This is a genomic window from Paenibacillus selenitireducens (genome assembly GCF_002021565.1).
Classification (GTDB): domain Bacteria; phylum Bacillota; class Bacilli; order Paenibacillales; family Paenibacillaceae; genus Paenibacillus_K; species Paenibacillus_K selenitireducens.
In genome coordinates this window covers 168,658-181,844 of sequence record NZ_MSZX01000006.1, presented here as the reverse complement: position 1 = coordinate 181,844, position 13,187 = coordinate 168,658, and the positions used below count along the sequence as shown (strand labels likewise).

20 protein-coding genes are annotated in these 13,187 nt (G+C 42.9%); 18 read left to right on the top strand and 2 right to left on the bottom strand.

All coding sequences use genetic code 11. The annotated features are described in order from the left end of the window. Nucleotides 1–8: 8 nt before the first annotated feature. Nucleotides 9–1,214 (bottom strand): site-specific integrase, encoded by a 1,206-nt coding sequence (locus BVG16_RS16550; RefSeq protein ID WP_078499790.1) that lies wholly within the window; start codon nt 1,212–1,214, stop codon nt 9–11. Nucleotides 1,215–1,227: 13 nt separating this feature from the next. Continuing rightward, nucleotides 1,228–1,809, bottom strand: a complete 582-nt coding sequence (locus tag BVG16_RS16545) for a LexA family protein (protein ID WP_078499789.1) — start codon at nt 1,807–1,809, stop codon at nt 1,228–1,230. 168 nt (nt 1,810–1,977) lie between these two features. On the opposite strand from BVG16_RS16545, the gene BVG16_RS16540 reads away from it, so the two are divergent. The 18 genes from BVG16_RS16540 to BVG16_RS16470 all read left to right on the top strand — a co-directional run bounded on the left by BVG16_RS16540 (nt 1,978) and on the right by BVG16_RS16470 (nt 13,185). Beyond that, nucleotides 1,978–2,166 carry a helix-turn-helix transcriptional regulator gene (locus BVG16_RS16540; RefSeq protein WP_078499788.1) on the top strand — a complete coding sequence of 63 codons (189 nt, stop codon included), beginning with the start codon at nt 1,978–1,980 and terminating at the stop codon, nt 2,164–2,166. Nucleotides 2,167–2,325: 159 nt separating this feature from the next. Continuing rightward, complete coding sequence (locus tag BVG16_RS16535; RefSeq protein ID WP_078499787.1) at nt 2,326–2,523, top strand: helix-turn-helix domain-containing protein; 198 nt, start codon at nt 2,326–2,328, stop codon at nt 2,521–2,523. 22 nt (nt 2,524–2,545) lie between these two features. After that, nucleotides 2,546–2,695, top strand: coding sequence for a hypothetical protein (locus BVG16_RS32875; protein ID WP_158081715.1), 150 nt, complete (start codon nt 2,546–2,548; stop codon nt 2,693–2,695). A 32-nt stretch (nt 2,696–2,727) separates the two neighbouring features. After that, complete coding sequence (locus BVG16_RS32870) at nt 2,728–2,874, top strand: hypothetical protein (protein ID WP_158081714.1); 147 nt, start codon at nt 2,728–2,730, stop codon at nt 2,872–2,874. Between the two features lie 102 nt (nt 2,875–2,976). Further along, a complete protein-coding gene (locus tag BVG16_RS32865) occupies nt 2,977–3,120 on the top strand; it encodes a hypothetical protein (RefSeq protein WP_158081713.1) in 144 nt (47 codons plus the stop codon). A gap of 4 nt (nt 3,121–3,124) precedes the next feature. Beyond that, entirely contained in the window at nt 3,125–3,406 is a 282-nt protein-coding gene (locus BVG16_RS16530; RefSeq protein WP_078499786.1) for an AbrB/MazE/SpoVT family DNA-binding domain-containing protein, read from the top strand. Between the two features lie 813 nt (nt 3,407–4,219). Continuing rightward, entirely contained in the window at nt 4,220–4,381 is a 162-nt protein-coding gene (locus BVG16_RS32860) for a hypothetical protein (protein ID WP_158081712.1), read from the top strand. Nucleotide 4,382: 1 nt separating this feature from the next. Then, nucleotides 4,383–6,458: an ATP-binding protein gene (locus tag BVG16_RS16520; RefSeq protein WP_078499784.1), complete on the top strand. Its 2,076-nt coding sequence runs from the start codon at nt 4,383–4,385 to the stop codon at nt 6,456–6,458. Continuing rightward, complete coding sequence (locus BVG16_RS16515) at nt 6,459–7,463, top strand: recombinase RecT (protein WP_078499783.1); 1,005 nt, start codon at nt 6,459–6,461, stop codon at nt 7,461–7,463. Next, entirely contained in the window at nt 7,460–8,167 is a 708-nt protein-coding gene (locus BVG16_RS16510) for an MBL fold metallo-hydrolase (protein ID WP_078499782.1), read from the top strand. The genes BVG16_RS16515 and BVG16_RS16510 overlap by 4 nt, the downstream gene beginning before the upstream one ends. Before the next feature lie 9 nt (nt 8,168–8,176). Beyond that, nucleotides 8,177–8,377, top strand: a complete 201-nt coding sequence (locus tag BVG16_RS16505) for a hypothetical protein (RefSeq protein WP_233147061.1) — start codon at nt 8,177–8,179, stop codon at nt 8,375–8,377. A 5-nt stretch (nt 8,378–8,382) separates the two neighbouring features. Then, a complete protein-coding gene (locus tag BVG16_RS16500) occupies nt 8,383–9,312 on the top strand; it encodes a hypothetical protein (RefSeq protein ID WP_078499781.1) in 930 nt (309 codons plus the stop codon). Between the two features lie 4 nt (nt 9,313–9,316). Then, nucleotides 9,317–9,655: a replicative helicase loader/inhibitor gene (locus tag BVG16_RS16495; protein WP_078499780.1), complete on the top strand. Its 339-nt coding sequence runs from the start codon at nt 9,317–9,319 to the stop codon at nt 9,653–9,655. After that, complete coding sequence (gene dnaB / locus BVG16_RS16490) at nt 9,633–11,048, top strand: replicative DNA helicase (protein WP_078499779.1); 1,416 nt, start codon at nt 9,633–9,635, stop codon at nt 11,046–11,048. Before BVG16_RS16495 ends, dnaB begins: the two co-directional genes overlap by 23 nt. Before the next feature lie 16 nt (nt 11,049–11,064). After that, on the top strand, nt 11,065–11,256 hold the full coding sequence (locus tag BVG16_RS16485) for a hypothetical protein (RefSeq protein WP_078499778.1): 192 nt from the start codon (nt 11,065–11,067) through the stop codon (nt 11,254–11,256). A 122-nt stretch (nt 11,257–11,378) separates the two neighbouring features. After that, nucleotides 11,379–11,912, top strand: coding sequence for a crossover junction endodeoxyribonuclease RuvC (locus BVG16_RS16480; RefSeq protein ID WP_078499777.1), 534 nt, complete (start codon nt 11,379–11,381; stop codon nt 11,910–11,912). 2 nt (nt 11,913–11,914) lie between these two features. After that, the gene (locus tag BVG16_RS33160; RefSeq protein WP_198957490.1) at nt 11,915–12,925 is read left to right on the top strand and encodes a hypothetical protein; all 1,011 of its coding nucleotides are present in this window, start codon (nt 11,915–11,917) and stop codon (nt 12,923–12,925) included. A 56-nt stretch (nt 12,926–12,981) separates the two neighbouring features. Then, complete coding sequence (locus BVG16_RS16470) at nt 12,982–13,185, top strand: hypothetical protein (protein WP_078499776.1); 204 nt, start codon at nt 12,982–12,984, stop codon at nt 13,183–13,185. The last annotated feature ends 2 nt before the right edge of the window (nt 13,186–13,187 follow it).

The window sequence follows — 13,187 nt, the reverse complement described above, 5'->3', positions numbered from 1 at the left end:
TACACAGATTATATGCCACTCATTAGTTTTGCAAACTTCTGAGAGGCTTCTTTTTTTCTTGGTTTTGTTACATGTAAGTAAACTGTTCTTGTTACTTTATCATCATGGTGCCCTAATCGATTCATTATCGTTTCTAAAGAGACATCAGCTTCAGCCAATAAAGAGGTATGTGTGTGTCGGAGAGAATGAGGGGATAATTTGTGATTAATTTTAGCAAGTTTTAAGATTCTATTCATTCTTTTAATCAGATCGGCTGGAACAAGTGGGTATCCTGGGAACGCATTCTCATTAGCAAATACATATCCTTCATCAAAGTAAGTATTTCTCTTTTCCATCCGAAGCAAATTCTGTCTTACTCGGTGGTCTTCAAGAGTTTTAAGTACAAGTTCGTCAACATCGATAACTCTGATTGAACTTTTTGTTTTTGGTGTGTGTACAAGATATTCTCTCGTATTATTCTTTTTGTTATAGATAGTTTTAGTAATACTGATTGTTTGATCAATGTAATTAATATCTCGCCATTTTAGTGAGCACAATTCTCCTACTCTCATGCCAGTGTAGGATAAACAAAGGAAAATAGGATAATCAAGGGGATATTCTGAATTTCTTGCTGCTTTAAGGAATTGTGATAACTCTTCCTTTTCTAAGTATTTGGGGACTGGCTGTTCTTCTTCTAATTCAGCTACAGTTTTCCTTACATAAGGCATTTCAGCATGTTCAGTTATGTCTCTTGAAATTATTTCAAGTTCTACTGCTTTTTTAAATAATAAACTTCCAGTTTCATGTACACTGGCGATTGTTTTACGGGCGTATTTTTTTTGAAGGTCAAGAAGCATATCCTGATACATGAGTTTAGTTATGTCTTTTAATTTAATCTTGCCAAAGAAATATAAAAGATGTTTTAATTTGGCCTTTCGAATATCTACTGTGCTTGTTTTAACTTTTCCGGAGTTTTCGTATATCTCAATCCACTGATTTGCAAAATCTTCAAAAGTTATATTCTTCTCTTCAAAAAAAGTACCTTGTTGAAGATCTGCTAGTATTTTTTTTGATTCAGCTTCAGCCTCAGCTTTTGTCTCAAAACCACGAGTTTCTTTTTGTTTCCTCTTACCTGTTTTTAAGTCAATAACATCATAACGAAAGTGCCATTTTGCACCACATGTACATCGTTTTTTTTTGCAGGTGCATCCCCTTTTCCGAAATGAACCAAGCATATCTAAGCCCTCCTTAAAATTTGATCGTCGCCATCTTTAATTTACCAATGATTTTAGCTTCGGCGGGTGGCACAAACATAGGTTGATAATTTGGATTTTCTGATTGAAGAACTAATTGATCTCCGTTTCTATAAACCCTCTTTAATACTGCTTCCTCTCCAATAAGTACGGCAGCTATCTCTCCATTTTCTACCTCGGGTTGCTTTCGGATCAATAGCAAGTCTCCTTCATGTATACGAGCTCCAATCATGCTATCCCCTTTAGCGCGAAGATAAAAATGCTCACCACCAGTTGCCCATTCTTTTGGTGTCTGTTCGTATCCTTCAATACTTTCGTAAGCAATAATACCGTTTCCACAAGAAACTCGACCTACAACCGGTAAAGCAATAACATCACTAATTTTTTCTTCAGCAAAAATATCATCTATGTTTACTTGGTAAACAGTGGCTAATTCCCTGACCATTTCAAGACTAGGCCGTCGTTTTTCATTCTCATAGTGGGAATATGTTTGCTTGCTTACTCCAAGTTTCTTTGCAACTTCTTCTTGAGTCCACCCTTCAATCTTTCGAAGTTCTTTAAGCTTATCTCCGTACATAGTAACAACCTCCTTATAAGTAATAGTATATACGAAAAACCAAGAATGTAAACAATAAGTTGACAAAAACGACTAAAATTGTGGAAACATCTCGTTGACATCGCCTATATGTTGATGTATATTAAGGTCAACGTACAGGCGACAAGATTTGACGAAAGGGGTGTATTTATGACATCGCATGCAGAAACCAAACGTAAAGAACTTGGATTATCTCAAGATGAAGTTGCAAAAAGAACCAGAATATCACGGCAATATTACAACGCGATCGAAAATAAAAAAAGGAAACCCTCTGTTGAATTAGCTAAATGTATTGCTTCTGAATTGGGAGTAGATTGGACCATTTTTTTTGCAGAATAAGTCAACAGTTAGGCGACTTTTAGCGAAAGGAGGAGAGGGATGTGACCGATAAGGAGAAAAAAGAAAAAAAGGAAATCCTTCTTCGTGATATTTATTACGAACTAAAAACCCTTTCGGAAAAAGAGAAAAATATGAATCCACAATGAAAGGAATCTTCTTATGAAAGAAACTACTTACGGTATACTTCCTGAGATGTTAACTGTAATCCAGGTTTCAGAGTACTTGAACGTGTCAAGAAATACAGTGTATGCATGGTGCAATTCAGGTGAATTACCAAGCTTTAAAAATGGAAATACCAGAAGAATTCGAAAAGATTGTTTATTGAATTGGATTAAAGAGCAAGAGAAGCTGCTGTAAAGAACATGAAAGGAGTAAACCCATGAACTATCACATTAGCAAAGTAAAAGAGATCCGCAAGGCGAATATGAACGAAACGAATGAGCTGCTTTCCACGGGTATGTGGAAAGTGGCTCAAGAATCCACTAATGAGTTCGGTGAATGCGAATATATCCTTCATCGGGTGAAATAAGGGACTCGGTAGGAGAGGAGGTGGGCTCACTAATGCCAGAAGAAGAAAAGGTCTCACTGATTGAAAGGCTTGCGAAGTTTTACCACAGCGATTATGTGAAGCATAACCAACCATGGGTAAGAGATACACCATATCCGGAATGGTTGGAAAAGCAGTTGAATCGCCTTGGAGCTACATAAAAAAAGCAACCGTCCTGCCAGACGATTGCTTCAATGCTGCTTATGAAATAATTGTACGGTCATTATAACCCGCGATGATCAAGGAATACAAGGGGGAGCGATATGCCACCTGAATTAGAACAAGATTTAGATATGTATATGGATTTATACGGTCGTTATTTGGATGAACCTAATCAATCAGAGCGTGTCAGACTTATCAAGCAAATGCATGAAATCGAAATCAAATACAACATTACGGAGGGTTAATTATATGAAAGCTACTGGAATGGTAAGACAAATTGATGATCTTGGACGTGTGGTAATACCGAAAGAACTACGTAGAACTCTAGGCATTAGCGAAAGAGATCCGCTTGAAATCTTTATAGATGGTAATCGCGTTATTCTGCAGAAGTATGCACCTGGTTGTGTCTTATGTGGAGCTGTTGAGAACGTAGAGCCGGGACCGTATGGGAAGCTGATCTGCAAAGGCTGCACTGATCAAATTAAGGGACAAGCTCCTAAGCTCGTGCCGGCAAGTATGTTAAATGAATAACCGCCTGATGATGGCCCGATGGCTACGGGCCGAAACGCCGAGAGGCGTCGCGGTAAGCCGCAGTTGCTCTTTGACAATTTCAGATTTTTCTCTCCGCTTGCGAACCAGTAGATCAATAATCTACTCCCCCCACCCCCGGTTCGTAGGCGGAGAGATGTGTCTGACACATCGATATAGCATTAGCGCGAGGGTTACATTCTTCGCCGTAGTTGACTCCCTCCACAAAAGGATCAAAACAACGGTTGGTTTGCCATTAGCCACGTAACTGCCTGCGCCGATTCGAGGATACATAGTACAGTTGGTCCGGTCGGGTGGGTAAATGGGTTGGGAAAATGGCAGCTCTCGCGGTGATGCTATATCACCCAAGGTGGCAGGGGCAGGAATACAAACGCTTGTGGTCTAGAAGTAGGGTGGAAATCCCGGCGTTAAAGTTGCTCGTGCAGAACGAGTTGTAAATCCAATGACTGCTTTTCGGTGAAGCACGGTGAAAGCCCGTATCTGCTCCGATAGGAAGAGCCCCATTAATTAAGACCGTTTTGATGAATGGGCAAACGGATACTGCAAACCGATGCCGGGTTCGAGTCCCGGGCCACTGTTGTAATACATATGAAAGGACTGAGAACCATGTAGATAAACTGATTTATCTCATAACTGTCCGGACAAACGAAAAATGACCCGTTGCACCGGGTCATTAGTCTGAAGCTTTGAAAAATGAAATTGCCCTCATCTTAACTGATGGGGGCATAAAACACAATAGGGGGTATCGGCATGAGCGTAACGATGTCCTTAGACGTTTCAGGTGAACGCCTGAGTGTGAAGTTGTTGCCGAGGCTTACACTTACACCGGCAACACTAATCATCAACAGCCAGTCGGGGATCGTAGAGCTAAGCTGTGACGATGAACATCTCGCCGAGATTGAGTCGGCAATCCGTCAGTATCGGGAGAACATCGGCCCCCGGAACGGGAGGGAATAGCTTGAAGAAAATCATCTTGGAGCGGTTGACGCTTCGTAATTTTAAAGGGTTCGGAGAATTTACGTTCGATACCAGGGGTGTGAATACAGATGCCTACGGTGACAACGGTACAGGTAAAACGACCATATTTGATGCTTTCATATGGCTCCTGTTCGGCAAGGATAGCAGCAACAAGGCGGATTTCGAAATAAAGGGCCTGGATGCTGAAGGCAAAGTCGAGCAGCAGGGGTTGGAACATGGGGTTGAAGGGTTCTTTATAATCGATGGCCAGCGTAGAGATTTACGCCGTGTCTTCTCGGAAAAGTGGACGAAGAAGCGCGGATCCGCTCTTTCTGTCTTCAGCGGGAATACGACTGATTATTATATCGATGGCGTTCCAGTGAAAGCAGGTGAGTACAAGGCCGAGGTCGACAGCGTCATTAAAGAGGACTTATTCAAACTTCTGACCAGTCCATCTTTTTTCAATGAGCAATTGAAAATGGAACAACGACGCAAGCTGCTGCTTGAAGTTTGTGGTGAAATCACCGACGCCGAGGTTATTCACGGTAATAAAGCCCTTGTAAAGCTGGCAGATATTTTGGGTGATCGTTCGATCGAGAATCATAAAAAGGTTATCGCTGCTCGTCGTTCTGAGATTAATAAGGAACTGGTTAAAATCCCAGTCCGTATCGACGAGGCCCGACGCAGTGTGCCAGATGTTTCCGAACTCGATGAAGAGCTTCTCGAAGAAGATATTCAGACAATTCGTGCACAGATCCGGAACAAGGAAGATGAGATCAGCCGCATTCAGAATGGTGCTGAAATCTCCGTCAAAGAAAAGGGACTTCGTGAGATTGAAACAAAACAGATCGAGATTAAGAACAAGCTGCAGACTGTTACTCTCGAAAAGGTTTCGGCTAAGAGGGCTGCGGTTGATCAGTTGCATCGTGAAATTGATCAATTAAGACGTTCGATCGAAGACAAGCAACACCGTGTGCAGCAGAACGAGCGGACGATCAAAGCTAGGAAGCAAGAGGCTGATAGATATAAAGCTGATTGGACTTCAGTTAATAGCATTGAATTCGAAGATCATCACGATAGCAATTGCCCGACTTGTGGACAGTCACTGCCGGCTGAACAAATAAAAGCAGCTCACGATAAGGCAGTAGCGGATTTCAATCTTCGTAAGTCCGAGCGACTTACTGAAATCAGTGCAAAAGGTAAGGCTGCATCCGAAGATATACGACAGCTTGAACAAGCTAATGCTCAGATCAGTGTTGAGTTGGAACAGCAGAATGAGACCCATGAAGGGTTACAACAGTCTGTATCTTCATCCGAATCTGAGCTAAATGAATTACGTTCAGGTATTCAGGATCCTTCCGCTAATCCGGAGTATAAATCATTACAGCAAAAAGCGGTAGGAATACAGCAAGAGATAGGACAGCTTCAATCTTCATCGCAGACTACGGTCTTGGCTATACGCGAATCAATCAGCAAGCTACGAATTGACTGTGCTGATCTCGAAGCAAGTAAAGCGAGATTTGATACTTCAAAAGCCGCTGATAAGCGCATTTCTGAGCTCGAGCAACAGGAAAGAGAGCTCGCGGCGGAATTTGAACGCCTGGAACAAGAGCAGTATCTCATGGAAGAGTTCACTCGAACTAAGGTCGCGATGCTCGAAACCAAGATTAATTCTAAGTTTCGGTTCGTTCGCTTCCGACTCTTCAAGGAGCAGATCAATGGTGGACTGGAAGAGTGTTGTGACACATTGTCCAATGGGGTTCCTTACGGTAGTGGCTTAAATCGTGCTGCTGAAATGAACGCCGGCATCGACATCATAAATACATTATCCAAGCATTACGGCTTCTCTGCACCAATCTTCATTGATAACGCTGAGGCAGTAACGAAATTGATTGATACGGATGCTCAGGTAATTAGATTGATAGTTCCTCCGACATTTGATAGCTTGCCTGCCGAGACAAAGGAAGAACTAATTAAACTGCATGGTAGTTACGAAAAGGCAAGTGATGTTTGGAAGGATAAAAACAAGCAACTTCGTGTTGAAACGAAGGGAAAACAGCATGAGGAGGCGATTTAATTGACAGAAGAAAACCAGAAAACAGCTATCGAGAAGAAGGAAATAGCTCCTTCAGAGAGATTCACGAGCATGGTTATGAAGCAATTCAATTCCAACGTAGGAAGCGATGTTGCTTTAACCAATTTCCAAAAACGATTAGTACAGAATTATTTCATCTCTCTTGATTCTGTGTTGAGAACCACCGATGAAAAACGCTTGAAGAAGGCAGAGAAGAATCGCGACAAGACTCCAGTAACTTGGGCAAATGTAAACATGGACAAGCTTGCATTAGATGTTGTTGCCTATGCGAAGATCGGCTTCGATCCTGCGCAGCCTAATCATATCAATCTTATTCCATTCAAGAACAACACGACTGGAAAATATGATATTGGTTTTATTGAGGGCTATCGGGGCATGGAGTTAAAAGCAGTGAAATACGGCTTAGATGTTCCTGATCTCGTTGTTGTTGAGCTTGTTTATGCAAACGATAAATTTAAAGCGATCAAGAAAGATTTGCATAACAAGGTCGAAAGCTATGAATTTGATATCGTGAACGCATTTGATCGAGGATCAATCATTGGCGGTTTCTACTATCATTCTTATTTAAATACACCAGAGAAAAACAAGATTGTCATGATGACACTTAAGGATATCGAAAAGCGAAAACCAGAAAAAGCGGGTACTGAATTCTGGGGCGGAAAAAAAGATAAATGGGAAAACGGTAAAGTAGTTGGCTCTGAAGAGGTTGAAGGATGGTTCGATAAGATGTGTTGGAAAACAATCTATCGTGCAGCTCATGGTGATGTAACTATCGACAGTCAGAAGATTGATGACGATTATCTGCGCTTGAAACAAATGGAGAATGATTTTGCTGAAGCAGAGGTGAATCGTGAGATCAGAGCCAATGCGAACGGAGAATTTATCGATATTACTCCTGGGCAACCAAGTTCTGAGTCTGAACCACCAGAAACAAACTTCGAGAGCGAGGGTACTGGTCAACCTGCAGGTGGACCGGAGTCCTGGTGATTGATATTAAGCCTCTTGGTTCCAGCAGTGCAGGAAACGCCTATCGCATAAGCGATGGGCGTACTGCTTTACTGCTAGAAGCAGGGCTTCGCTATAAAGATATTCAACGAGAACTAGAGTTTCGTATGTCAGAGATTGCAGGGTGTTTGATTACACATGATCATGGAGACCACAGCAAGGCAGCTAGAGACGTTTTGAAAGCTGGGATAGACATTTACACCAGTAAAGGTACAGCAGACGTTGTGGGGCTTTCTGGGCATCGTGTGAATGTCATAAAGGCGAGGGGAGAGTTCAAGATTGGAACATGGACCATTCTCCCTTTTGAGATCGAGCACGACGCTGCAGAGCCGCTGGGTTTTCTCCTGGCGAATCAATCAGGGGAAAAACTTCTGTTTGTGACAGATACCTATTACGTTCGTTACCGATTTACCGGGCTGACTCATATCATGGTCGAATGTAATTACAGCATACGGATTCTGAACGAGAATATAGCTGCCGGGAGAATCCCAAGCGTGTTAAAGAGCCGGCTATTACGTTCACACTTTGGGTTAGATCACGTTAAGGAGTTTCTGCAGGCGAATGATCTACGGGATGTAGAACAGATATGGCTGCTACACCTAAGCGACTCTAATAGTGATGCCGAGCTGTTCAAACGAGAGATCATGGAACTTACAGGCAAGGCAGTCTATGTCGCTGATCGGTAGGTGAACCCGGTGGACAAGATCATTCAAGATACGCCGCTTTTAAAGAGTGGGGTTAGCGAACGGATATGGAATCTACAGAACACGAATCCGGAAGCATTCAAGCGTGAGGTTAAAGCATTCTTCGCGCTTGGTTATCCGGGGTGGACAGTGGTTCGAGCAAAACACCCGCATATTTACTTGCGAGATGATAGAAACAAGCTTAGGGGATGAGTAATATGCCCAGCAGTTACCCTTTTCCGACGTATTCAGGATTGTTGGAGCCTAGACATTACAAACAAATAGGGACAGCTTTATGGTTATTTCTCTGGTGCATCAGCTCCACTACTAAAGAGGTCGAAAGAGACGGAGAGATGTGGGGCATTGTACTCGGAAATAAACCTATGCTGCTTCCAGAACTTGCAAAAATATTCGATGTGAATGAGAAAACGATAAGCCGATGGATTGCGACCTTAGAGAATCAAGGGTACGTAAGAGTCACCCGCGCACCGCATGGGCTTATTTTAACAGTGAGAAATTCCAAGAAATTTCATCATGAGCGATCAGACAAAAATGTCCGATCACTTGTAGAAGAGACAGATTTGCCCGGTAGTGATCAGACAGAAATGTCCGATGACCCGGACAAAAATGTCCGATCTAATAAAGATATTATAAAGATATTGATTGATAGATGGATTCAGGGTCTAGAAGATAATGACGCTAAAGAGTTGAGTTCAAGAACCGGGGTTCTGTCGTCCGCTGTGGGTTCCGTCTCCACAGGCCAAATAGTTCTTGATAAACCGATAATCCAAGAACGGGAGCTTGCGATTGAAAACTATTTTAACCAACGCAAGGCGCGGTTGATGTTTAATAACGCAGACCTCCCCCATATTCAAGAGATTGCGAATGAACCCATTCCGTTGGAGTTCGTACACTTTGGCATAGACCTTTCCTTTGCACGACACAAATTAACACGAAGGAGACCGACGGATACAATTCGGAATTTCTCTTATTGCAAGACAATTATTTTCTCGTGTTGGGATGAGCTGTTAAACCGCATGGAAGCGTCCGAGACTCCTTCCGGAGCTTTAGGGAGCAATGAAAGTAAGTCTAAAAAAACAGGTTTGCAGGACAAGCTTGATTATCTTAATAGATTCGGAGAGGAGTGACGCTATGAACCGGCAAGAATTTGGGCGGTTACTTCGAAAGATTGTTTTAAACTATCCGCATTTTGATGTGGCGAATGATGAACGCAACGATGAATGGATCGAGCGCTTAAAAGATTTCCCGATAGAGGCTGCCATTGCAAACATTGAACAACACACACTGACGGAGAGATTCCCGCCAACGATTGCTGATATCCGAGGACGTTTAGGTGAGCAGCTTGAACGCGATCGTTCGAAAGCAGCGGCAGCAGAATACTTTGAACAACTTGACGCATGGAAACAGAACGCTGCACCTCCACCACCAGGATTAAGGGAGAAGATACATGAAATCCTTCGACTCAATTAACGCTATTGAATTGCCTGAAAGCCCAGAAGCGGAGCAGGCAGTCCTTGGAGCGATGCTTGTAGACGAAACGTACGAAGCGCTTCGCTTGGCTACTGATACCTTAAAACCGATGGCATTCGCGAATCAGGCAAATAGATTCATTTTCGAAGCGGCGAATGAGCTGGTCAAGGAAGATGAACCAATAGATTTTGTTACGTTGACTAGCCGCTTAACCGAAAAACAACAACTTGAAGACACAGGTGGTCCAAGCTATTTGTTAAAACTGGCTCAATCAGTACCGAGTGTTGCAAATGTTCAGTCGTACATTGAGACACTGAATGAAAAATATATGCTACGTGAAATTATCCGGTCGAATATGTTGCAGATCCGCGACGCCATGGAAAATGGTAACGTTAAGAGTTTGCTCGCAAGTATGCAGAATACTGCGACAAAGCTGTCCGATCAGGCTGCGCCAAAGCAGGAGTTTAAGCGAATCAAGGATGTAGTGATCGAAGTATTTGACGATATGGAGCATCGATATGAGAACCGAGACAGTGGGGGAGTAACAGGTTTACCGAGTGGGTTTACAGACCTGGACGTTATGACCGCGGGTTTTCAAAATAGTGACTTGATCATTGTTGCAGCTCGCCCTTCCGTTGGTAAGACGGCTTTTGCTTTGAATGTGGCTCAGAATGTTGCAGTCAAAATTAAGGAAACCGTAGCGATTTTTAGCTTAGAGATGGGCGCGAAACAGCTTGTGCAGCGGATGGTAAGTGCTGAGGGTGACATTGATGCCAGCAAGATGAGGACAGGACGTTTTGAATCAAACGATTGGGTAAAAGCTTCGGAAGCGATCGGAGCGCTCGGCATGTCGAACATCGTAATAGATGATTCACCGACCATCACGGTAAATGACATCCGGAATAAATGCCGACGACTGAAGCGTGAAGAAGGCCTCGGTATGATAGTGATTGATTATCTACAACTTATCGCAAGCGTGGGGCGCGGCACTAATCGCCAAGAGGAAGTATCCCATATATCACGGATCTTGAAGCAAATCGCAAGAGAACTAGAAGTGCCAGTCATCGCATTATCTCAGCTCAGTCGTAGTGTAGAACAGCGACAGGACAAGCGTCCGATGATGTCTGATCTTCGTGAATCCGGGTCAATCGAGCAAGATGCTGATGTTATCGCATTCTTATATCGCGATGATTACTACGATAAGGAATCTGAAAAGAAGAATATCATCGAGATTATCATCGGTAAGCAGCGTAATGGTCCGGTCGGAACGGTTGAGCTAGTGTTCTTGAAGCAATATAACAAGTTCGTGAATCATGTCCGTTCTCAGCGTGATGAAAAACCAAACCAAGAGAAACAAAACAATAAAAAAACTGATAAGCGTAAATGGGCTTAAGAAAGAGAGTGAGCAAATGAGTCTCTTAACACGTTGGGCTGTCTATGAATATATGAAAATGCGATTTAGAAGCACGGGATGCGCTCCCGATCGGAACGAGCTGCTTAACGAATTCGCTGGCATAGATCCGGAAGAGTTGAACGAGGGCATCGAGGAGTTCAATGCGCTGATGGGGAATCAGCACGCGGGGGCTGGTCGCGTTGGCTAAGTTCGCGGATCCGCTTTATCAGAACGAGATTAGATTTGATGTTTTAGATAACGGGAGGGTGGTTGGTTCGGTGTTTTTGTTGGACCATAAGCTTCTTCCTAACAACAAGGGGAGAACAAGCTATGTTGATCTTAGGAATAGACCATGGAACGAATACCGCCGGCTGGGCAACGATGCGCGACGGAAAGCCTATTGATTTTGGATTACGGAATTTCACAAGTATTCCAATGCCTAATGTACTCGATGCAATCTATCAGGATACTTTTCGGATGATTGAGCAGGAGCAGCCGGATGTGATCGTACTCGAGCGTCCGGTTCATTTTAAAAATGCTAATAGTGTTCTTGCTTTAGTAGGTGCTTTCTCTGTGGTTACATTGGCCGCGCTTCACTTAAACGTACCGATCGCTCATGTAAGACCAACAGAACTAAAGATGCAAACAGGTAAAGGGAATGCAGACAAAGAAACTGTCGCCATGGAGATGCAGATGTTATTCGGTCTTGATTATGACGAATTGGCTGTGCCGGTGTATTACAAAAAAGATGATCCTAAAGGCAAATACAAATTAGGGGACGTAAGGGAACGCCTCTTCGATCCTTCCGATGCCCTCGCCCTATGCTGGACTTATCATCAAAACAAAATCAAAGGAGCTGTTTAACCATGAGTTACGTATCCTACAAAGCTAAATTAAAGAAGATCAACCTTAAGCCTGACGGCACGAAAGAGATCGTCCTAGAGACTGCGGATCTACAGGGGCAGCTTGAAACGTTAAGCGATATGATCGGAACTAAATTAGAGGTTACACACGACGATGAGGTTGTGACATATGCAGTTCAAATCAACACGAAGACTAATAAACCTATTCGTGAGTATAAAGTCGATGAGACAGGCGTTGTATCCGAAGTGAAGCCAGAGGGTGAACAGGTCGAGCTAGAACTTGATGGTGTTCCTAAAGAAGTGATCGAAACGAAATCAGAAGAGAAGGAACTCGACAAGGAAATCATTGATGATTTTATCGCTGCAGGTATGTCGCCAATATTCGAAGATATGCCATATGAATTTACTGATATGGTTCGACGTTTACGCGATGGTGAGACATACGTCAAGTTCGCAAATGAGCTGGACATGACGGTTATCGAAGTAGGGGCTATGTTCGATGAATACCGTAAGCGTGTTGCTGAGATGGCCATCAAGTGGGATTTATGGCGTAACGGTAAGATCAAAGGCGAACCGGCGGTACAACAAGTTACAGAAACTATAGAGGGCACTGAACCTGATCCAAATGCAGAACAGGAATCAACCGAGGGTGAGGAACAAATTCCACCGACTGAAGAAGTTAACTTTGAAACTGAAGAACAAGATCAAGCCGAATCAACCGACCAGGAAACTGTAAAGACTCCTGAACCTGAACAAGTTACTGAGGCGAAAAAAGAAGTTACTGCAGTTGATATCGACAACGAAGCTCTAGAAAAATACATCCTTGAGCATAAACCTAAATTTGATGGAATTGAACTTGATTTCCCGGAATTACTGAGACAGCGCAAAGAGGAAGGTAAGACATGGATGAATATCGCTTCTGTCATTAACTTGTCGAGTAGTAAATTGAGTACTATCTGGAAGTCTTATAAGGAACTGGTTGCAAAGAAAATGACAGAGGAGGGAGCGGCGTAAGCCGTTCTTTTCTTTCGATTATTAAAAACATAAAGAAGATCATTGGAGGAAGTAAATTGAACAAACATGATCAGCAGCGTAAAGATGCTTTGATAAAAACCTTATTGAAAGCAAAGGAGCAAGCGGAAACGGCCCATCTTTACTTATCAGTACTTGGTCAGGATCCAGAGGAGATCGCGGACACTATCTTCGCACTTGAGCACATTGAAATCGTATTGGAACAACTTAATAAGTCTCAATTGGTTGGAGCTATAGATTAAAT